This window comes from Dialister succinatiphilus (assembly GCF_928721695.1).
Classification (GTDB): Bacteria; Bacillota; Negativicutes; order Veillonellales; family Dialisteraceae; genus Dialister; species Dialister succinatiphilus.
Genome location: NZ_OV788641.1, coordinates 113,215 through 134,785, shown reverse-complemented (window position 1 = coordinate 134,785; position 21,571 = coordinate 113,215). Strand labels below are relative to the sequence as shown.

General features: G+C 49.7%; 20 protein-coding genes. All 20 read left to right on the top strand.

Annotation, left to right across the window (positions count from 1 at the left end; genetic code table 11):
* Positions 1 to 2,259: 2,259 nt before the first annotated feature.
* The 20 genes from NW747_RS00630 to NW747_RS00535 all read left to right on the top strand — a co-directional run bounded on the left by NW747_RS00630 (position 2,260) and on the right by NW747_RS00535 (position 21,538).
* A complete protein-coding gene (locus tag NW747_RS00630; RefSeq protein ID WP_273187513.1) occupies positions 2,260 to 2,934 on the top strand; it encodes a hypothetical protein in 675 nt (224 codons plus the stop codon).
* A gap of 86 nt (positions 2,935 to 3,020) precedes the next feature.
* A complete protein-coding gene (locus NW747_RS00625; protein ID WP_273187511.1) occupies positions 3,021 to 3,287 on the top strand; it encodes an RpnC/YadD family protein in 267 nt (88 codons plus the stop codon).
* Positions 3,288 to 4,026: 739 nt separating this feature from the next.
* Positions 4,027 to 4,740, top strand: coding sequence for a segregation and condensation protein A (locus NW747_RS00620; protein ID WP_273187509.1), 714 nt, complete (start codon positions 4,027 to 4,029; stop codon positions 4,738 to 4,740).
* On the top strand, positions 4,737 to 5,270 hold the full coding sequence (gene scpB / locus NW747_RS00615) for an SMC-Scp complex subunit ScpB (RefSeq protein WP_008860086.1): 534 nt from the start codon (positions 4,737 to 4,739) through the stop codon (positions 5,268 to 5,270). The genes NW747_RS00620 and scpB overlap by 4 nt, the downstream gene beginning before the upstream one ends.
* Positions 5,267 to 5,989, top strand: coding sequence for a pseudouridine synthase (locus NW747_RS00610; RefSeq protein WP_273094771.1), 723 nt, complete (start codon positions 5,267 to 5,269; stop codon positions 5,987 to 5,989). Before scpB ends, NW747_RS00610 begins: the two co-directional genes overlap by 4 nt.
* Entirely contained in the window at positions 5,973 to 7,226 is a 1,254-nt protein-coding gene (locus tag NW747_RS00605; RefSeq protein WP_273187507.1) for a BaiN/RdsA family NAD(P)/FAD-dependent oxidoreductase, read from the top strand. Before NW747_RS00610 ends, NW747_RS00605 begins: the two co-directional genes overlap by 17 nt.
* Positions 7,223 to 7,900, top strand: coding sequence for a (d)CMP kinase (gene cmk / locus NW747_RS00600; protein WP_008860089.1), 678 nt, complete (start codon positions 7,223 to 7,225; stop codon positions 7,898 to 7,900). The genes NW747_RS00605 and cmk overlap by 4 nt, the downstream gene beginning before the upstream one ends.
* 8 nt (positions 7,901 to 7,908) lie before the next feature.
* Positions 7,909 to 8,511 (top strand): lysophospholipid acyltransferase family protein, encoded by a 603-nt coding sequence (locus NW747_RS00595; RefSeq protein WP_273187504.1) that lies wholly within the window; start codon positions 7,909 to 7,911, stop codon positions 8,509 to 8,511.
* A gap of 28 nt (positions 8,512 to 8,539) precedes the next feature.
* Complete coding sequence (locus NW747_RS00590) at positions 8,540 to 9,139, top strand: lysophospholipid acyltransferase family protein (RefSeq protein ID WP_273187502.1); 600 nt, start codon at positions 8,540 to 8,542, stop codon at positions 9,137 to 9,139.
* A gap of 95 nt (positions 9,140 to 9,234) precedes the next feature.
* The gene (locus NW747_RS00585; protein WP_273187499.1) at positions 9,235 to 11,133 is read left to right on the top strand and encodes a bifunctional 4-hydroxy-3-methylbut-2-enyl diphosphate reductase/30S ribosomal protein S1; all 1,899 of its coding nucleotides are present in this window, start codon (positions 9,235 to 9,237) and stop codon (positions 11,131 to 11,133) included.
* Between the two features lie 459 nt (positions 11,134 to 11,592).
* Positions 11,593 to 12,921, top strand: coding sequence for a ribosome biogenesis GTPase Der (gene der / locus NW747_RS00580; RefSeq protein WP_273094793.1), 1,329 nt, complete (start codon positions 11,593 to 11,595; stop codon positions 12,919 to 12,921).
* Positions 12,921 to 13,505 (top strand): glycerol-3-phosphate 1-O-acyltransferase PlsY, encoded by a 585-nt coding sequence (gene plsY, locus NW747_RS00575; RefSeq protein WP_273188262.1) that lies wholly within the window; start codon positions 12,921 to 12,923, stop codon positions 13,503 to 13,505. Before der ends, plsY begins: the two co-directional genes overlap by 1 nt.
* Positions 13,506 to 13,510: 5 nt before the next feature.
* The gene (locus NW747_RS00570; RefSeq protein ID WP_273187497.1) at positions 13,511 to 14,515 is read left to right on the top strand and encodes an NAD(P)H-dependent glycerol-3-phosphate dehydrogenase; all 1,005 of its coding nucleotides are present in this window, start codon (positions 13,511 to 13,513) and stop codon (positions 14,513 to 14,515) included.
* A 211-nt stretch (positions 14,516 to 14,726) separates the two neighbouring features.
* Positions 14,727 to 15,275, top strand: coding sequence for a 16S rRNA (guanine(966)-N(2))-methyltransferase RsmD (gene rsmD, locus NW747_RS00565; RefSeq protein WP_273187495.1), 549 nt, complete (start codon positions 14,727 to 14,729; stop codon positions 15,273 to 15,275).
* A gap of 16 nt (positions 15,276 to 15,291) precedes the next feature.
* Positions 15,292 to 15,780 (top strand): pantetheine-phosphate adenylyltransferase, encoded by a 489-nt coding sequence (coaD, locus tag NW747_RS00560; protein ID WP_273187493.1) that lies wholly within the window; start codon positions 15,292 to 15,294, stop codon positions 15,778 to 15,780.
* A gap of 11 nt (positions 15,781 to 15,791) precedes the next feature.
* The gene (locus tag NW747_RS00555) at positions 15,792 to 16,292 is read left to right on the top strand and encodes a hypothetical protein (RefSeq protein ID WP_008860098.1); all 501 of its coding nucleotides are present in this window, start codon (positions 15,792 to 15,794) and stop codon (positions 16,290 to 16,292) included.
* Between the two features lie 93 nt (positions 16,293 to 16,385).
* The gene (locus tag NW747_RS00550) at positions 16,386 to 16,946 is read left to right on the top strand and encodes a ComEA family DNA-binding protein (RefSeq protein ID WP_273187491.1); all 561 of its coding nucleotides are present in this window, start codon (positions 16,386 to 16,388) and stop codon (positions 16,944 to 16,946) included.
* Positions 16,943 to 19,204, top strand: coding sequence for a ComEC/Rec2 family competence protein (locus NW747_RS00545; RefSeq protein ID WP_273187489.1), 2,262 nt, complete (start codon positions 16,943 to 16,945; stop codon positions 19,202 to 19,204). The genes NW747_RS00550 and NW747_RS00545 overlap by 4 nt, the downstream gene beginning before the upstream one ends.
* Positions 19,195 to 20,187: a DNA polymerase III subunit delta gene (gene holA, locus NW747_RS00540; protein WP_273187488.1), complete on the top strand. Its 993-nt coding sequence runs from the start codon at positions 19,195 to 19,197 to the stop codon at positions 20,185 to 20,187. Before NW747_RS00545 ends, holA begins: the two co-directional genes overlap by 10 nt.
* Positions 20,188 to 20,200: 13 nt before the next feature.
* Positions 20,201 to 21,538 (top strand): VanW family protein, encoded by a 1,338-nt coding sequence (locus NW747_RS00535; RefSeq protein WP_273187485.1) that lies wholly within the window; start codon positions 20,201 to 20,203, stop codon positions 21,536 to 21,538.
* The last annotated feature ends 33 nt before the right edge of the window (positions 21,539 to 21,571 follow it).

Sequence of the window (21,571 nt, the reverse complement as noted above, 5' to 3'; positions counted from 1 at the left end):
CCTTTTCCTTCATAACCCTTCTACACAACCTGCCGCCGACAGGCGGCCATAACCTGCGGCGAAGCTGTGCCTTTTTTATACCTGATACATATGTCTTCTCTGCCGGACTATATGACCAGAGAGGCGAAAAGGCCTGGCGAAGGCCCTCCCAATCCCCGCGGTGCACAATCCATGGAAGCAGGGAGGAAGGACCTGACGCCTTCATGAATTTCACCTCTCCGGCGCGCCGAAAACTTCATAAAAACTCCTGAGGAAAAACCTGCTAGAAATCCTGGTGGCAACTATGGCTATACCTGCTTTTCCCTGACGACACAGATATTCCGCTTCGGCGGCTGCTCCTGGCCGATTCATCGAAACAGAGCGCCTGAGCCCTACCGCGCATCAGCATGGGACGAATCAGGAGTTTTTACAGTGGAAAAAAGGCATGAAGAAATATCAACCATTTCTTCATACCTTTTTTGCGTATGGAAAGATGACAGCACAAAAACACGGATACAAATCCCTGCCAGACAGTATTGCAGGCCTCTCAGAATCAGGCGTCAACGCTGAGCATACAGGAAAGTCCTGCAGCCGCCTTGAACTTGTCGTCCGGGAATGCGGGCTCATGCTGCAAGGGATGGTATCCGTGTTTTTATTTGATTGTCTTGCTTTTTACGAATCTGCAGAATTCGTTCCGATTTTCCCGGGAAAATCGGGGAGGAAAATCAGGAGCCTGTACAGGGATTCATGGCGTCCTTTCTGTCAAAGCTGCATTCCGGCCGGAATATTCGCGATATACATGACAGAGGGGAATAGAATCCTTCCATGGAGTTTCCGGATTTCCTTCTCCATACATTTATATTGCATAAGCACCCCTTTTTCACAACCTTCCTTAAAAATTTTACTTTGATATGCAGATAGCACCATCAGGATTCTGTCATTTCTAGGGAAGCACTGAGGAACACTGAAATAAATTTTCAAAATTTTTTCTTTCAAGGGGTCTAGAAATCGAACCCTCTGCGATATTAATAATAGAGGGATGAAAAGACCTCATGAGACGATGAATCCGATTTCCAAACGGCCATCCTCCACATCCGCGGTAAGGAGAAGGGCAGGGGAATGAAGAATCATCAGGAAATTCCACTTTTCAATCCTCCCTTCTTCTACAATCGGCCGATGATAGACAGAAGAAAATGCAGTACCCAAAAAACAGAAGACAGAAAAGCAATAAGGAAGAGCGCTCGCAGGACTTTCCTCTCTCTGACGACATGTTCCGAGCAGCACCCACGTAAGCGGGAGAGCCAAGGCGCGGACGCCTGATTCATTGGTTGAACTTACCTGGAGACTCCCCTGATAGGCTTTTCTGCCTTTTTGCGTGGTGAATTGGAATTAAGCTGAATAATCATATCATGCTAAAGGGGTTATGAAAGAAATGATGCTATTTTTTTCATAACCCCCTTTTAGCATGACAAAGAAAGTTCTCATCAAAATTTTCCATTTCCTACTTCTCATTTTTCATTCTCGCGGTGTGTATATAGTAGAGGGACATGAAAAGCCCGCAGTTCTACAGAAAATCACTCCATATGTTTCCAAGCGCGCATAAGAAATGATTCTATGGAGTGAAGGAAAGTAGAAAATGGTACCGCTTTTCTTCCCTACCTGACCAGGCCGGGAAGGTAAATCTAAAAATAACAGAGAAATCCAGGACCTAGCCATCTATCACGGCAGAAATGACGGGAGCATCCTGCCTGGCGCGCGCCGTCGTGCAGGGGCGCAGTGATTTCATTGCTTTCTGATTTCATTCTAGAATTTTTATGGCAGACAAGGAGTAGAATAACGAAAATAGTAACTATTTAAGGAATTCTACGACGCGGTATGACATGAAAATTCGTATGAAATCAGAATCTGCAAGGAAATCATTGCTTCCCAGGTGCAGCAGCGGCCGTAGACCATGCAGACACTGAACTCATGACTGCCAGCAAAAGAGGGGCTGTGAAGAAATGATTAAACATTTTTTCACAGCCCCTTTTTCGTGGCGTGGAGGATAGTGGATAGAAAGCAGCCGGGCCTGTGTTCCAGTGTATTGTGTCAGGAGATCTCGGGGCTCCGTTTCACTGCCGACATGAAACTTAGGGGTTCATATCGGCATATATCTCCGCTCGAGATGACAATGGGGGCGGGCCGCTTATCGTCATTTCGAAAGGTCTGTAATGGCGCAATTATTTCTTGCTTCTCCTTCTAAATTTCCGTAAAATGAGGGTAGGGAAATGGGGCGAATCCATGAAGGAACAGCGATTTATCATAACGGAAAGTATGATGGATTCCCTATACGGCTACAATAACGCACAATATGACCAGCACGCCAAGCGGCTCCTGGCCAGTCGGAAGCTGCTGGCGGAAATCGTGAAAAAGGTGGTCCCGGAATTTCACGATGTCAGTACGGCGGATATTGCAGAAAAATACATCGAAGGGGCGCCGCAGGTAGGAAATATTCCTGTAAACCCGGGATTGACTAATGCGGTACCGTCTCAAATCAAGGGCGACCGGAATGAAGATGGGGCGCCAAAGGAAGGATATATTACCTACGACATCCTCTTCCATGCCCGCGCACCGGGAACAGGGGAGCCCATCACACTGATTATCAACGTGGAGGCTCAGCGTACGCAGGTGGAATCCACTTTAGGTTATCATTTGATGAAACGGGCTGTCTTCTACGTCTGCCGCCTGATTTCCTCACAAAAGGAACGGGAATTTGAAGAGAAGGACTATAATAGTATTAAGAAAGTCTATTCCATCTGGATATGCATGGATTCCCCCAGTGGAAACAGCTATATTAACTATTACAAGCTGGAAGAAAAACACCTGCTCCACCGGTATAAGGAAGCGGCAGAAAACTACGATTTACCCAATATAGTTGTTATCAGTCTTGGTAAAAAGCAGATAAGGATAAACTGATTCACCTGCTGCAGGTTCTTTTTAATGAACGGAAAAGGTCCTTTGATTCCAAAAAAGAAGTCCTGGAGCAGGAGTATGGTATAGATATGACACCAGACATGGAAAAGGAGATGACTACCATGTGCAACCTGAGCTTGAATATTTCAGAAGAGGCAATGAATGAAGGGCGCGTTTTGGGACGTGAAGAGGGACGTGTTTTAGGCCGTGAAGAAGGACTTAAAGAAGGAGAAAACAGAGCTTTGAGCAGAACTGCCATTCGCTTACTCACCATGGGCCTTTCTGTGGATGACGTGGCAAAGGGAACCGGACTTTCTGTAGAAGCGGTGGAAAAGATGAAGGAGAACATGGAATAAAAACGGTAAGCTGCATAGATAAAAAGAGCTGTGAGGAAATGTTATTCATTTCTTCACAGCTCTTTTGCAAGCAGCCTGATTTCTATCGTCCAATCCACGCTCCTCCTCCGTCGCCTAATGGCGTGCACAGCGGACATGAGTTGCACTAGCGAACTGGATTTGTAGGGGAGTGCCAACGACCTGAAAATCCAGTGAGTCAGTGACAGCAGAGGATGAAGGAGCGATAGCGACGCGCAAATCATAGTGAGTCGTTTCTCCACGGGAAAGCATGTCACTGGATTCTCGGGTCCCTATGCTCCCCTACGAATCCAGTTCCTTTGCCACCCTTTAGGCGCCACCGACGGCCGGGCATCAAGGTGATCGCTTAGTGTGCGGGCTATACTCGAATAATAGCCCGACTCAGAAGCCCTCTGCAGGACTTCTGCCTTCCAGAGGAAGGAGGCGTTTGCTCTTTGTCATGCAGCACTGGTGATACAAATGTAAATCTCGTAACGAAGGCTTTATACTCATCGCCGCCAAAGGCGGCGATACAACAACCTTCAGCCCGAAGGGATGTCAAACCTAAGAACCTTAAGAACCTTCAGACCGAAGGCTCGTCAACCTTCATGCCCGCAGGGCATATCATGAAGGGCTTCGCTTTTCTAAGTGGGTGGTTGACTCCCTCCCCATCTGTGGTACTATGTATAAAGCATGATGGGTGAGTGTGCCCTTTCATCAAATATTATGTGAAGGAAAAGATATGGGAGAAGCTGCAGCAGACAATTACCAAGTGAATATTCCTCTTTTTGAAGGGCCCCTGGACCTGCTTCTGCATCTGGTGACAAAGAACAGGATCGATATCCACGATATTCCTATCCATCTGATTACGGATCAGTACCTGGCGTATCTGGAATCGGCACGGCAGTTCAACCTGGATCTGGGAAGCAGCTTCTTTGCCATGGCGTCCACCCTCATTCTTATCAAATCCCGCATGCTCCTTCCCGAAAAAAGGCGGGAGGAAATGGATGAATCCGAGGATCCCCGGCAGGAACTTTCCCGGTCCCTGGAAGAGTTTAAGCGGATGAAGGAAGTGAAAGCCCGCATCGAGGCGCTCATGGAAGAGGAGAGCCCTTATCGGGGAAGGGAACCGGAAGTATTCAGGACTTCTGTCTTTCAAGGGAAAATTTCCCTTTCACGGCTGCAGGCGGCATTTCTTTCCCTCTATGATTCTCTGGAGGAAGAGGAGGAACGGATTCTTCCGTCAGAGGAAGTTTCCCTGGACAGGGAAATAGAAGGATGGGAAAGGACGCTTGAGATGAAACCATGGGTCATGATGACCGGTTATCTGAAGAAAATGAAGACGAGACTCCGTCTGGCAGTGGCCTTTCTGGCCCTTCTTGAGCTTATCCGGCTGGGGAAGGCCAGAGTGGAAGAGGCAGCGGAGGGACTTGTGATTAAAGGAGGCAGTTTATGAAAGGTGCGGCGGCGCTCTCGCCCCTGATAGAAGCCTTTCTCTTTGCCCGGGGCACACCGGCAACGCTGAAGGAGCTGGCCCGGGCCCTGGGAGAAGATACGGTGAGCGTGGAAAAGGGGCTGGAATATTTGAAAGCCCGCTATGACCGGGCAGATTCAGGCATTACCCTGCACCACACAGGGGCAGGATACGGGCTGGCCACAAAGAAAGAATATGATTCATGGCTTTCTTCTCTTCTGGGAAAACAGACGCCCCTTTCGGCGGCGGCACTGGAAACGCTGGCGGTCATCGCTTTAAGGGAGCCTGTGACCCGGGTGGAAATAGAAAAAATACGAGGCGTATCGGCAGGCCGGGTGATTTCCCTCCTCATGGAGAAGGATCTGGTGGAGGAACGGGGCAGGCTGGATGTGCCGGGGCGGCCCATTCTGTATGGCACCACCCGCCGTTTCCTGCAGGCTACAGGCCTGAATGATGTAAGTGAGCTGAAAACTCGATGGTCCGGAAAACCGGATGAAGGAGAATTATTTTGAAAGAACGTTTGCAGAAAATATTGAGCCATGCCGGCGTCTGTTCAAGAAGGAAAGCGGAAGAGCTGATTCTGGCAGGGCAGGTGAAGGTGAATGGCCAGGTAGTGAAGGAACTGGGCAGTGAAGCGGATCCGGTCAAAGATCGGATTGAAGCCATGGGCACCCTGGTCAAACCGGAGAAGAAGAAATATTTCCTCTTTTATAAACCGGACAATGTGATTACCTCTGTTTCCGATCCCCAGGGACGGCGGACGGTGATGGACTATTTCCGTACTGTGCGGGAGCGGATTTTCCCGGTGGGACGGCTGGATTATCATTCCGAAGGCCTTCTCATCATGACCAATGACGGAGATCTGGACTATATCCTTACCCATCCGAGCCACGAAGTGACAAAAACCTATGAAGTAACTGTACGGGGCCGGTATTCTCCGAAGCTGGCGGATAAAATGTCCCGGGGCGTACGTATTGACACCGGGATTACGGCTCCCTGTGAAATCGAAGTGCTGGGCTATGATAAGGAAAAGAATAAGACAAAGGTCAAAATGGTGCTTCATGAAGGGAAAAACCGGGAAATCAGAAAAATGATGGCGGCTTATCATTACCCTGTTTTCGGTCTGGTGAGGACGGGCTATGCCTTCCTGACGCCGGAGGGCCTTTCCAGAGGCATGAGCCGCAGGCTTACCAGCGAGGAGGTCAGAAAATTATATGAGCTCTACCGGTAGAAAAGTGGCCGTCATCGGCGGCGGGGTGGCAGGTCTCATGGCGGCGGTGACTGCTGCCCATGAGGGAGCGTCGGTATCCCTGTTTGAAAAAATGCCCAAGGTGGGACTGAAGATGGGCATTACGGGAAAGGGACGCTGCAATTTGACCAATAGTGCGCCCATTATGGATTTCATTGCCAAAACCCCGGGGAATGGCAAATTCCTTTACAGTGCCTATGAAAAATTCAATAACGAAGACCTGCTTTCCCTCTTTCATTCATGGGGCCTTGCCACCAAGGTGGAAAGGGGAGGCCGTGTATTTCCAAAGAGCGATGATGCCCAGGAAGTGCGCCATTTATTTATGAAGCTTCTCCATCAGGAAAAGGTGGATCTCCATCTGGAGGAACCGGTGCGCCATATCCTGCAGAAAGAAGGAAAGGTCACAGGCCTTTCCACTGATAAGGGAACCTATGAGGCGGATGCCGTGATTTTAACCACCGGCGGCGCTTCCTACCCCCGCACCGGCTCTACCGGTGACGGCTATGCCATGGCCCGGGAAATCGGCCATAAGGTGACTGCTATCCGGCCGGCGCTGATCCCCCTTGTATGCAGTGAGGCGTGGCCGAAGGAGCTGCAGGGGATTTCCTTAAAGAATGTGACTTTTTCCGTAGATGGCGGAGGAAGGCGCAAAGCGGAAGAATTCGGTGAAATGCTTTTTACCCATTTCGGCGTTTCCGGCCCCATTGTGCTCTCCCTTTCAGACAAAGTGTCCCTGTGGCTTTCCCAGGGCCATGACGTAAAGGGAGCCATCGACCTGAAACCGGCACTGTCTCTGGAGGTCCTGGATAAAAGGCTTCTCCGGGATTTTGAAAAATATCATTTGAAGCAGATGACCTCTGCCCTGGTAGACCTCATGCCCCACAGGATGATTGATGTGGTACTCAGACTTTCCGGCATTCCCCGGGATCTTCCGGTAAGCGATCTGAAAAAAGGGGACCGGCTGAAACTGGCGGGGGTATTGAAGCATCTGCCCTTAACGATTACAGGCACAAGGCCCCTTTCAGAAGCCATTGTCACGGCCGGCGGCGTATCAGTGAAAGAAATCAATCCATCCACCATGGAATCCAAAATCTGTAAACATGTATATATGGCAGGAGAGGTGCTTGATATCCATGCTTTCACCGGCGGATATAATCTGCAGGCTGCCTTTTCCACGGGCCATCTGGCCGCTCTGTCTGCGGTAAAGGAGTTATCATGAAAAAATTATCTATTGCTATTGACGGCCCTGCTGGTGCAGGGAAGAGCAGCGTTTCCAAAATTCTGGCTGCCAGGCTGGGATATGCCTATCTGGATACCGGTGCCATGTACCGGGCCGTAACCTATGAGGCTCTGGAAAGGAAACTGGAAAGACCGGAAGATATCGTGTCCATGACGGAAAAACTGGATATGGAAGTCAAGCCCGATAAGGATGTGATGCATGTCATTGTGGATGGAAAGGACGTAACTCCCTATATCCGCACGCCGGAAGTGTCGGGCCATGTATCAGAAGTATCCGCCATTGGCGGCGTGAGGACAGCCATGGTGGCTATCCAGCGGAAACAGGCGGAAAAAGGCGGCATCGTGCTGGACGGCAGAGATATCGGTACGACAGTTCTGCCAAAGGCAGATGTGAAGATTTTCCTCACCGCCTCTGTTCATACCAGGGCGGTGCGCCGGTTCAAGGAACTTACTGAAGGCCATCCGGAAATGACCATGGAAGATGTGGAAAAGGAAATCAGCCGCCGGGATTACCTGGACAGCCATCGGGATATTTCTCCGCTGAAACAGGCAGAAGATGCGGTGCTTCTGGATAATGGCGATCTTACCCTGGAAGGTACGGCAGAAGCCATTATTCATATCTGCCGCAGCAGATTCCCCGGCTTTGATGCTTAGGAGGTCCTATGGGATATAAAATTGTAAGGGCTCTTCTTAATTTTATTTTTTTCGGTCTCTTCGGCCTTCATGTGGAAGGCAGGGAAAACGTGCCCTCTACCGGTGCCGTCATTGTGGCGCCTAATCACAAAAGCGACTGGGATCCGCCTCTCATCGGCGTGGCCTTTAATACAAGAATTATCCATTATATGGCTAAAGAAGAACTCTTTAAGAACCCCCTTTTCGGCTGGCTCATTCGTCAGTTCGGCACGTTCCCCGTGAAAAGGGGGACTGTGGACCGCACGGCCATAAGGCAGGCCATCCGGGAAATCAAGGCCGGCAATCCGCTGGGCATATTTCCGGAAGGCACCCGGATTAAAAAGGATGGTTTGGGACGGTTCCACTCGGGCATGGCCTCTCTGGCACTGATGACGGGCACTCCGATCATCCCGGTGGCAGTGGTGGGTTCCCGGTTTCTGCCTCACAGGAAAGGGCCTCTGGCCGTGCTTATCGGAAAACCGGTGCCTGTCAGGAAGCAGCGGCCCGATGATAAGCTGGTGGCAGAGATAAATGATGAAATCAAAGGACGCATCCAGAAACTTATGGATGACTATATGAAGAAAGTTTCCTGAACACGAAAGTCCAGCGGCAAGAGGTACTATGGGATATCAGATCATCAGGGCCCTGCTCTATTTCTTCTTCAGCCTGTATGGCCTTCATGTGGAAGGCAGGGAAAATATACCGGACAAGGGGGCGGTGATTGCAGCAGCCAATCACAAGAGCTATTTCGATCCGCCCCTTGTGGGAATAGCCATGGAGAAGAGAAGAATCAGTTTCATGGCTAAATCGGAGCTCTTCAGAAATCCTCTTTTTGGCCGGCTGATTCGATATCTGGGCGCTTTTCCTGTGAAAAGAAACAGTGCTGACATGACTGCCATTCGGAGAAGCCTTGCGGAATTGAAGAAGGGACAGGTGCTCTGCATATTTCCGGAAGGCGGTTTTGTCCATGGAAAGGCACTGGGCCGCTTTCATCCGGGCATGGCGTTTCTGGCCATCCTCACCGGCACACCCATCCTTCCGGTAGCCATTATCGGTGCCGAGCCTCTGCCTGTAAAAAAAGGTCCTCTGGCCGTAGTTATAGGGAAACCCATACCGGTCAGAAAAGCCAAGCCTGATGATAGAAATACAGCAGCTTTGGATGAACTGGTGAAGCAGAGGATTCAGGCTATGATAGAGGACTATGGAAGGAAAAAAGGATAGGATTCCTTTTAAAAGCTAATTTCATAGATATTGATTTTTTTTATAGCAATACAATAAGTCTGATTATAGCAGACGAAAGAAAAGGTACATAACCTATGGAAATTTACAAGTCAAAGGTGATGGGATTTTGCTACGGCGTGAGAAGAGCGCTGAAAATTGCCGAAAAAGCCGCAGATTCCGGCATCAAAGCCGTTACCTTCGGACCCATCATTCATAATCCCCAGGTAGTGGAAAAGCTGGCTCAGCGGGGCATACCGGCAGTGGACAATTTCGACGGTCTCACTGACGAAACTGTAATAATTCGCTCGCACGGAGTGGGGCCTTCGTGTTATAATATGCTTAAGTGCAAAAATCTGGCCCTAATGGACGCAACCTGTCCTTTCGTCAGAAGGAACCAGGAGATGGCTCATCGACTGGTGGAAGACGGAAAGCAGGTTATACTCATCGGTGAAAAAAGGCACCCTGAAATGAAGAGTGTGGCTGAATGGGCGGTGGGACATTCTTACCAGGTAGAAACCATGGAAGATGTAGATGCACTCCCGCCACTGGATGAAGCCTATATAGTCACTCAGACCACATTTTCAGCTGTCTTGGCCGACCGGCTTGTCGAAGCGCTGGGGAAAAAGGTGAAAAACCTTCACGTCAACAAATCCATTTGTGACGCAACCATGCAGCGGCAGCAGGCGGCTCGTGAGCTGGCGGATAGAGTAGATGTGATGATTGTCATAGGCGGGCGCAACAGCGCCAACACCTCAAGACTTGCGGAAATCTGCGGGGAAGAGGGAGCCAGGACGTATCATATCGAAACGGCTGGGGAACTAAAACCGAGCTGGTTCCACAGTCGGGACAAGATTGGCATCACCGCCGGTGCATCCACACCGGACTGGATCATAGAGGAGGTAGTTTGTATTATGGAAAACATGAAGGAAATGCTGGATCAGGAGGAAATGAACCTGGATGTACACAAAGGCAGCGTCGTTGAAGGTAAGGTTGTAGATCTCACCGACGACAAGGCTTATATCTCTTTCGGATATAAGACAGAAGCTGTTCTTCTTGCACATGAATATTCCTACCCGGCACCGGCATCCCTGAAAGATGTGCTGAAAATTGGTGACACTCTCCGTGTTCAGATCGTCAGCGGAGTTAAAGAAGATAGCACAATTTACGTATCTAAGATTAAAGTAGACCGTCTCGCTGACTGGGATGTAGTCGAAGAAGCATTCGAAAAAGGTGAACCCGTTGAATGCGAAGGTATTGAAGCCATTAAAGTTGGTCTGCTTGTTCAGATTAAATCTCTCCGCGGATTCATTCCCCTGTCCCAGGGCGATCTCCGCTTCGTTCATTCCCTGCAGAACCTGGTAGGCAAGACTTTCCAGGCTAAGATTCTGGAAGTGGACCGCGCTAAGAACAGACTGGTTCTTTCCCGCAAAGCCGTTCTGGAAGATGAAAGAAATGCAGAAATGGATGTTATCGAAAAAGCTTATGAAAACGGCGACGTTCTCAAAGGCACTGTAAAGAAGATTATGCCTTACGGCGCATTCGTTGGTATCAACGGCGTAGAAGGCCTTCTCCATATTTCCGATATTTCCTGGAAAAAGATTGCCAAGGTCGAAGATGTTCTCAAACCGGAACAGGAAATTGATGTCAAAATCAAATCCTTCGATCGTGAAAAACAGAGAATCTCCTTCAGCCACAAGGACTGCCTCCCCAATCCCTGGGAAACAGCTATCCATGATCATGAAGTAGATGATATTGTGGATGCCAAGGTCGTTAAGATTCTTGAATTCGGCGTTATTGTAGAACTGGATGACGGCCTCACCGGTCTTCTCCACATCAACGAAATGACCGATGACCACAACAAGAAACCGGGCGATATCTGCCAGGTAGGAGACGAACTCAAAGTCCGCATCATCAACATTGATGAAGGCCGCAGAAGAATCTCCTTCGCACTGGAAGAAGCTCCTTCCCATAAAGAAGCTCCGGCTGAAGAATAAGAATAATAAAGAAGCTGCCCTTCGGGGCGGCTTTTTTTATTGGCTGGAATAAATCTCCTGTGGCGGATGATAGAAACCATGGGTCCGATGAGAAACCCTTTGCGAAAAGTTTCTTGTGGTGGTGAACAGCAGAAGCGACAAGCCGGGCAGGAACCCATTGGTGAAAAGTTTCCTGCCGCGGTGCATAGCAGCGGTGCCAGTCCGGACAGGAAACCATTGGTGAAAAGTTTTCTGCCGTGGTGCATAGCAGCGGTGCCGGGCCGGACAGAAAACTACTTGGGAACTGTTTCCTGCCGCGATGAATCACAGATGTGTCATAGCGGGCAGGAAACCATTTTCCTTGACATAAACCTCCATCCGTCATACAATTTCAATACAGTATAACAAAAATGGAGAAGTGTTGCTCCAAGACGGTTATGATAATATATTTGATTTTACATATAGAAAGGATGGGGACTTATGAGCAAACCTCTCGTTGCCATTGTAGGCAGGCCGAACGTGGGCAAATCCACGCTGATTAATGGACTGGCCCAGCGGCGCGTATCAATCGTGGAGGATATCCCCGGTGTAACTCGAGACAGAATTTACTGCGATGTGAAATGGCTTGATAAGGAATTTACCCTGATTGATACCGGCGGCATTGAATTTCGGAATGAGAAGGACCAGATTTCCAGCGGCATTCGTCAGCAGGCGGAGCTGGCCATGGAGGAGGCTGATGTTATTCTGTTCGTGGTGGATGCCAGGACCGGGATGACCAGCGATGATGAGACCATTGCGGGACTTCTCAGAAAGACCGGCAAGCCTGTGGTGCTGGCAGTGAATAAAGTGGACAGCGATAACCAGGAAATGGATGTGTACGAATTCTATTCGCTGGGGCTTGGGGATCCCATCGGTATTTCTGCAGTGAACCGGCTGAATTTCGGTGACCTGCTGGACCGGATCACCGAAGGATTCCCCAACCTGAAGGAAGAGGAATCGGAAGATATTATCCGCACGGCCATTGTAGGCCGTCCGAACGTGGGCAAATCCACCCTTATCAATTCCCTTCTGGGCTATGAACGATCCCTGGTGGCTGATGAAATGGGAACCACCAGAGATGCGGTGGACTCTCTCTGGACCTATAAGGGAAAGACCTTTATTCTGGTGGATACGGCAGGTATGAGGAAGAAGAGCAAAATAGACGAACCTCTGGAAAAATACAGCGTCATCCGTTCCATTCGTGCCATTGATAACTGCGATGTGGCTATTTTTGTGATTGATGCGGAAGACAAGCTGACGGAGCAGGACAAGAAAATTATCGGCTACATCCATGAAGCCGGCAAGGGACTGATTCTTTTTGTCAATAAATGGGATTCCATTGCAAAGGATGAACATACAATCAATGAGTTTGAAAAGGAAATCAGAAATGGTCTTCCTTTTGCTCCCTATGCGCCCATGCTTTTCGGATCGGCTAAGACCAAACAGAGAATCCATCGTCTTGGGGATCTAATTTACAACGTAGCAGAGCAGCAGAATCTTCGTGTATCCACTTCGGTACTGAATGACCTTCTGGAAGATGCGAAAATGATCAATCCGCCGCCCGCCCATTCCGGCAGGGTAGCGAAGATTTATTACATGACAGAGGTGGGCGTGCGGCCGCCTACATTTGTGATGTTCGTGAATGATGCTAACCTGATTCATTTTTCCTATGTTCGCTTTATTGAAAACAAACTTCGGGAGGCCTTCAGCTTCGAGGGGACGCCCATTCGCATTGTGGTACGGAGCAAAAAGGACGGTGGCGACGATTGATGGAATCCATCCTGTGGATTGTGCTGGCTTATTTCATAGGGGCCATCCCCAGCGGCTATATCATTGGCCGTGTATTTTACGGTGTGAACCTGAAGAAAGTGGGGAGCGGAAATATCGGTGCCACCAATGCTTACAGGGAATTAGGGGTGAAGGCAGGACTGGCCGTCTTTATCTGTGATTTCATGAAAGGTTTCATTGCGGTGCATCTGGGGATGCCTGATCCGGTGATTGTGCTTCTCTGCGCCGTATTTGCTATTATCGGCAATGACTGGTCTGTATTTCTTCATTTTAAAAGCGGCAAAGGCGTGGCCTGCGGCGTAGGGGCTTTTACCTATATCTGCGCTCCTGCCGTGCTGGCAGCCTTTCTGGTGTGGCTTGCTATTTTCAAGTGGAAACATATTGTTTCGCTGGGATCTATTCTGGCCGCACCGGTGGTGCCCCTTGTCATGCTGATAGAAGGAGAACCACTGGAATATGTGGCTTTCGGTGCCCTGGCAGCTGTGATTGTCATTGGAAAACATAAAGATAATATTGGAAGGCTTCTGAGAGGTGAAGAGAAGCCTATTACCAGGGAAAAGAGGTAATACCTTTGAAAATTGCAATGATTGGAGCCGGCGGATGGGGTACTGCCATGATGATCGAACTGGCCGGACGGAATAATGATCTGATTATGTACTGCAGGAACCCCGCTAGAGCAGAAGAAATGAGGAAGACCCGGGAAAATGGAGAATACCTGCCGGGGGCCCACATTCCTGAAAAAATCCGCATTACAAGCGACCTGGAGGAAGCAGTGGAAGGAGCAGGCTGTGTCATTATCTGCACTCCTTCTCATGTGGTAGAGGATATGGCAGCCCGGCTGAAGCCCTGGCTCATGAAAGATGCGGTGGTGGTATGCGCGTCCAAGGGACTGGCAGACAATGAAGGCCATCGCCTTTCAGAAGGAATTACGAAGGAAGTGGCTGGTATTACCGATAAGATTGTGGCCCTTTCCGGACCCAATCATGCGGAAGAAGTGGGAATCGGGCTTCCCTGCGCCACGGTGGCTGCCTCGGCTGTGCCGGAAGCGGTGCAGATTGTGCAGGACCTGTATATGAGCCCTGTTTTCCGGGTATATCGCAGCGATGATATACGGGGCGTGGAATATGGCGGTGCATTGAAGAATATTATGGCGCTGGCCTGCGGTGTTCTTGACGGCATCGGCCTTGGCGACAACTGCCGGGCTGCCCTTATGACCAGAGGACTGGTGGAAATGACCAGGTTCGGTGTTCATTTCGGTGCCCAGATGACCACTTTCTTCGGCCTCTCCGGCATGGGGGATCTGGTATGCACCTGCACCAGCATCCACAGCCGCAATCACCGGGCTGGCATGATGATGGCCAAAGGAATGACTGCTGATGAAATCAGCAAAAGCACCAACATGGTGGTAGAAGGAATTCGTACGGCCCGTCTGGTTCACGAAATCGCCCTGCGGGAACATATCGACATGCCTATTACGGAAGAAGTATGCCATCTGATTAAAGGTGACCATAACGCCAGGGAAGCTCTGGAAATTCTTATGACCCGAGCCAAAAAGGCGGAGTCCGAAACCTATTGAGATGAGAAACAGCAGTGCCAGGCCGGCAGGAAACTATTAGCGAAAAATTTCCTGCCGCCATGATACACAGCGGCATCAAGTCGGATAGAGAACTATTTCAGCCATAAAAAATTTGAACTCACCGGCGATTTACATAGCCGTTTATGCTATAATGAACATAAGTGTGGAAAGAAGGAATTCTTTTCTGCATGATGAAAATGAGGTAGAACACATGAGAATTATCGGAGGAAACGCCAAGGGCACGCTGCTGTCGTCTCCTGAGGGTCGGAATACCAGACCCACCCTGGGAAGGGTGAGGGAAAGCGTTTTCAACGTACTTGCCAATGTAGGCATCCTGGAGACAAAGGTACTTGATATTTTTGCAGGTACCGGAGCCATGGGACTGGAAGCTTTGAGCCGGGGCGCCGGAGAAGCGGTATTCCTGGATAAAGCTACCGGTGCCATCATCAGGGAAAATGCGCTTCGCTGCCATGTGGCAGACCGGAGCCGTATACTGAAGGGAGATGTTTCTTCCTCCCTGAAAACGCTCCGGGGACAGAAATTTGACTATATTTTCATGGACCCGCCTTACAGGAAGGGATATATCAATGAGGTTCTGCAGGAGGTATTCGATTGTGACCTTCCGGCAGAAGAAGCCATCATTATTGCAGAACACTCTGTATCCGAACCGCCTGATTTGTCTCTTTTCCAGGGAAAATGCCAGTTGTGGAAAGAGAAAAAAGTGGGGGCCATTGTTGTAAGTTATCTGCAGTGCAGATAATGAGGAGAAGGTTTGAATGAAATTAGCTATATGCCCCGGAAGTTTTGATCCGGTCACCTATGGTCATCTTGACATTATCAGAAGAAGCGCCGGCCTTGTGGACAAGCTGATTGTGGCGGCTTTTTTAAACCCCACAAAGCACTACATGTTTACTACGGAAGAACGCATTGCCATGCTGAAGGAAACCACGAAGGATATCCCCAATGTGGAAGTGGATGCTTTTGATGGGCTTCTCAATGAATATGCGGCAAAAAAGAACTGCCATCTCCTGATCCGGGGACTCCGGGCATTCAGCGATTTTGAATATGAATTCCAGAGAGCCCTGATGATAAAAAAGATTGATCCCACCCTGGAAACAGCATTTTTTATGACGGACGGCCGTTATTCCTATCTTTCTTCTACCGGCGTCCGGGAGCTGGCTCATTTTAATGGAGATGTGACCTCCATGGTGCCGCCCTTTGTCCAGGAAATGATAAAAAGGAAAGTAAATTCTATTAAGAAATGAGGCTGCCGATTATGGATACAAGAAAACTTCTTGAAGAACTTGAAAATGTCATTAACAATGCCAGCGAGGTGCCGTTCACCAATAAGAAAATGGTGGATAAGGATGAGGTGGAACGGCTGATTGATGCCATCAACCAGTCCCTGCCTAATGAACTGGAAAGTGCAAGAAGAATTGTTGCCGATAAGGAACGGATTATGCTGGATGCCGAAAAGAAGGCGGAAGACACGGTAGCGCAGGCAAAGGACTATATTGCCCGCATTACGGAAGAAAGCGAACTGGTCAAACAGGCCCAGGAAAGAGCTAATGAAGTGATTTCCTCTGCCAATAAATCGGCCGATGAACTGCGCACCAGCTCTGTGACCTATGCCACTGATGTACTGAAGTACGTGGAAACAAACATGGAAAACGTGCTGGACAGCCTGAAGAAAAACCGGCAGAGCCTGATTGATTCCAATTCCGCTGCAGCCCGTCAGCAGCAGGAACAGCAGCCTCAGGACGAACAGAAAAAATAATAAAGGCAGAAAGGCCTTGGCCGCTGCTCGTATAATCAATCGTTGATTCTTTACCTTACTTTCTGAATCTTTTTGAAACAGGGGGACAGGCCTATGGGAACCGAGGGAGACAAAAGAAGAGCCATTCTTCTTTGCGCATGCATTGCCTGTATTCTCATAGGACTGTCCTTTTTTGTGCTGGATCCCCTGTCCCTCAGGCAGGAAAAAGAGAAGCCCTCTCTCCCGGTTAGTCAGGCAGAAGAGGGGAAAAAAGGAAAAATCCTTGTTTATGTGGTAGGGGCTGTGAAGAATCCGGGAGTCTATGAAATACCGGAGGGCAGTCATTACTATGATGCCGTGAAGGCGGCAGGGGATGTGCTGCCCTATGCCGACATGACTGCTGTGAACATGGCTGAACCGGTGACGGAAAGTATGAAAATATGGATTCCCCTGGATCCCTATATGAAAGACCCCGGTGCCCTGGGACTGGTGAATATTAATACGGCCGGTGCGAAAGAGCTGGAAACACTGCCCGGCATCGGCAAGGTGACAGCCGAAAAAATCATGGCCTACCGGGAAGAACATGGAAGCTTCAGGACAAAAGAGGATCTGAAGCACGTACCATCTATCAGCGATGGGAAGTTTAAAAAACTGGCGGATAAAATCACATTATGAATACCAAGTATCCCCTGCTTTGGAGTGCCCTTTCTCTGGCGCTGGGAGTGGTGCTTTATGACACCTTCCCTTCTTTTTTCATGCGCTGGCCCTGGGCTTTTCCTCTGGCAGCGGGATGCTTTCTTCTTTTATCTTTCCTTTTCCGCAGGAAAAAGGGACTTTTTCCGATGGTGGTTTTCCTGTGTATCCTCACAGCCGGTATGGGCCGTATGTTTCTGGCTGACCGGTACTACGAGCAGCAGTCATCCTGGGCGGCAGGGAGCGAAGGGCGCTGGATTGGCATTGTGAAGGAGGCGCCATCGGTCAACCGGGATGGTGATGCCTATGCCCGCTACTACACGGAACTGGAATCTATCACCTACAGCGACGGCGTGGAAAAATCACTTTCCGGTACGGCCTTTGTTTATGATACCCATCCGGAAAAGCTTTATGGCACGGGAGATTCCATTTCCGTCACCGGAAAGATGACGGCTGTGAGGATTTATAAGAATCCCGGTAAAATCGATCTAGAAGGGCGCTATCGGAGCCGCCGGCTCATGGGAAGGATTTATCCGCAGGAACCGGAAAAAATCCATTTTCTGGGAGAAAGCGGTGAGTACAGGGCCGGCCGACTGGCCGACGAAATCAAAGGAAAGGTGGAGTCCTGGTTTAAGCCCTACATGGATCCTCTCAGGCTCCATATCCTTATGACCCTGCTCTTTGGCGGAAATTATAATGAAATACCGGAATATATCATGACTTCTTTTTCCGCCACCGGCATCATCCATATTCTTTCTGTTTCAGGATCTCATGTGGCCCTTCTTTTCGGCTTCCTCTATTTTCTTGGCAAATGGCTTCACCTGCCTAAAAAGCTGGTGGTAGGCGGATCCATTGTGCTAGTTCTTTTTTATGCCCTCCTGTCCGGTCTGGTGCCTCCGGTCATCCGTGCAGCGGTGATGGGTATTCTTTCCGTAGGCGGTGTATTCCTGGAGCGGGAGAAGACTTCTCTCAACCTCCTGGGGGCGGCGGTGGCAGGCATGCTGCTGTGGGATCCCTTTTACCTCTATGATGTGAGTTTCCAGCTGTCTGTAGGGGCGTCGGCAGGTATTCTCCTTTTTTACAGACCTCTTATGGGAGAGCTTTCAAGGATTTCCTTCCTGCCCCGGTGGGTGAAGGAAGGAGTGGCTCTGTCCACGGCAGCCCAGGTGCTCACCATTCCGGTGATGCTCTATGATTTTCATACCTTTCCCCTCTATTTCATTCCGGCCAATCTTTTTGTCACCCCTTTTCTGGAATGGGTGATCATAGCAGGTCTGGTGGCGGCTGCTGCGGCACCGGTGTGTCTGCCCCTTTCCGGAGGCATACTCCAGGGGGCCGATTATCTTCTCTGGGCAGGGCTTCATCTGAATCTTCATCTGTCTTCCTGGCCGGGGGCCCAGGTCCAAACCGGCGGGTTGACCATGGTACAGATTCTTCTGTACTATGTCACGGTAGGAATCTGCTATTTCAAAAAAGAAATCTTTTCCGTTCCCAAAAGGATGTATGGAGCGCTTCTTCTGTGGTGTTCTTTTCTGGGTCTGACCTTTTTCTTTTATATAACCAGACCGGAGTGGGTGGTATACTGCCCTGACCTTGGCCCGGACCAGGGAGCGGTACTTGTCACAGGAGAGCATAAAATCTTATACTATAAGGGCGGCAGCATTCCCTCCCACACGTCGGACTGGGAATGGAAGTCGATTCTTGGCTATGAAGGGATTTTTGATGCGGATATTCTCATTTTAAATCTGGAAGACGTGAAGGAACCGCTTCCTCTAACGCTGCCGGTGCCGGTGAAAGAAATCTGGGTGACCGGCGGCAGGGCAAAGGAAAAGACGCCCCGCCTTCTTCAGGGGTTTGAGGGAAAGATCCGGGCGCTTTCCAAATCCCGCCTCCGTCTGGGGCGCCTGTCCTTTGTCACCAATGGGAGCAGCTGGCTTCTGTCAGAGGAGGACAGGGGCGTCTACCTTTCGGGAAGAAGGGGAATGGAGAAAATGTCCTTTCCTGTCCATACCCTCTGGATTGCTTCCGGTCGGAAGAATGGAGCAGGTATCAGGGAGGAGGAAATGGACCGGGTCAAGGCGGAGGCAGTGGTTTATGGCGGAAGCCGTCTTTCCTCGTCCTTTGAGGATGTGGATTTATTTGAATTCAAAAATTATCAGGCAGCCAATGTGTACAGGGAAGGCATGCAGACCGCATCCTTCCGGCATAAGTGGGAGCTGGAAAATACATCATGGTTATGAAGAAATTAAATAAAAGCAACTGCTTCTTTTTATACGGCGATGATCCCGTGTCCGCCAATATACGGAAGAACAGGATCATTGATTCCTATTTTCATGGAAAGGCGCCGGAGGTGACCCTGTTTGACGGGAGCGGCACTTTTGAAGCCTATCAGAATGCGCTGGAAGGGCAGTCCCTTTTCACTGCAGAAACGGCGGTGGTCCTCCATAATCCGCCCTTTCTGAAAAGGCGGTCCGAAAAGGAGGATCACAGGGAGGAAAGTTTTCTTGAAACGGTGAAAGACCTTTCTCCAGATATCCTCCTCATCATCCTGCTGGATGGGAAGCCCGATAAAAGGACGAAAATCATTAAAAACCTCCTTTCTGTCTGTTGCAGCGAGGAATACAGTCTGATGAATCCCAGAGATGCGGCAGGCACCATGATTCGGATGCTGGCGGATGCAGGGAAACGGGTGGATTACGAGGCCCGGGGGTATCTGGAGACCGTTCTGTCTTCCTGGGAGCAGATTTCTGCTCCCCTTCTCCAGACGGAATGTGATAAAATTGTGCTGATGTGCGGAAATCGGGACACAGTGAGTCGAAAACTGCTGGAAGCGGCCCTTCCGGATTATATGAACCAGGGGATTTTCCGCTTTACCGACGCCCTTCTGGATAGGAAGGCCAGTGTGGTGCTGGAAAGCACGGACCGCGTTTTCACAGATATTTCCACTACCATTAAGAACCTGGGCTTCCTTTCCTCCAAATTCAGGAAAATCAAGATTTTTCACGAAATGAAAAGGAACCGCCGCCCTGAGGGAGAAATCAGGCAGGCTCTGGGCATCCGCAGCTCCTGGATGTGGCGGAATATGCAGAATGAAGCAGCCAAAGTGGGAGAAAAGAAAGCAGAATGGTTTCTGCTCCAGATTTTTAATTATCAGATGAAAACAAGGCAGGGTTCTTCTGAAATGGAATTGAAAGACCTGCTTCTGACATATTGTATGAAATGAAGGTAACCGGTCATTGAAATTACGAATTAAACGGATAGCTGGCATGATTTCACTGGTGGCGCTCCTCACGGGAGCTGCTGCCCCCTTTCTTTGGGTGAAAGGTGATTCGGTGATTCCGGGCGTGAGAATTAACGGCGTTTCGGCAGGCGGTTTTTCCAAAGCGCAGATGATGGATTTCCTGCAGGAAGAAAATAAAGCCATGGAGGAGGAGAATCTGAATCTGGTGAAGGATTCGGTGAAGGAGACCTGGAATTATAAGGACCTGCACGTCTCCTATGATGAACACAGCTTGGACGAAGCTATGGCTATCGGCAGACAGGGAAGCCTTTTCCAGCAGTGGAAAGACCGCTGGGCAGCCCTTCTTTCGGGGAAAGCGGCCCATATAGATGCTTCCTTTGATGAGGAAGCGGTGAAAAAGAAGGCCGACCAGCTGATCAAGACATACAGCAAACCGCCGCAGAACGCCATGCCCCGTTTCCATAGTGACGGCTCCATTACCTTTTCCAAAGGACGGCCCCATCTGGCTATTCAGGAAGAAGACCTGATGCAGGGGGTGAAGGACATGCTGGAAACAGGCAGAGGGGGAGAAATGGAGATCCCCGTGACGGAAGAAGTGAAGCCGAACATGTCCGATAAGGAAGCAGAGGAAATCAATACAGTGCTGGCTCGATACAGCACCTCTTTCGGAGGAGATGCCAACAGGAACAGTAATATTTCCCTGGCAGCGGAAAAAATCAGCGGCACCTATCTGAAACCCGGCGCCGATTTTTCCTACAACCGCACCACCGGTTCCCGCTCTGCAGCCAATGGGTATAAAGAGGCACCGGTCATTATTAACGGCAAACTGGAACCGGGCTCCGGCGGCGGCGTATGTCAGGTGAGTTCCACCCTTTTCAATGCCGTACTTCTTGCAGGGCTGGAAGTGACGCAGCGTACCTGCCACTTCTCCCCCGTATCCTATGTCCCCTTGGGGCGGGATGCCACGGTGGCGGAGGGAGTCATTGATTTCTGTTTCCGAAATCATCTGAAACACGGCGTTTATATTTATGCGGAATATGCGCCGGGCTCCATATCTGTCTGGATTTTGGGAAATAAGGAAGACAAGCCTTCCTATGTAGATATTTCCAAAACAAAGGAAGAAACGGTGCCTTTTAAAACCGTAAACCGCGTGGATCCTTCCCAGAAGGAAGAACAAAAAACAGAAGAAGGTCATGAAGGAAAAAATGTGACCGTCAAACAGAGCGTGAAATGGGCCGATGGCAGAGTCTATCATGACCTTTTTGAATCGGACTACGAAGCCGTGGATACGGTGATTACCTATAAGAACAAGGAGGACCTGCCGAAAGAATAAGGAAAAGTCTTTCCGCCTGAATCATCGCGGGAA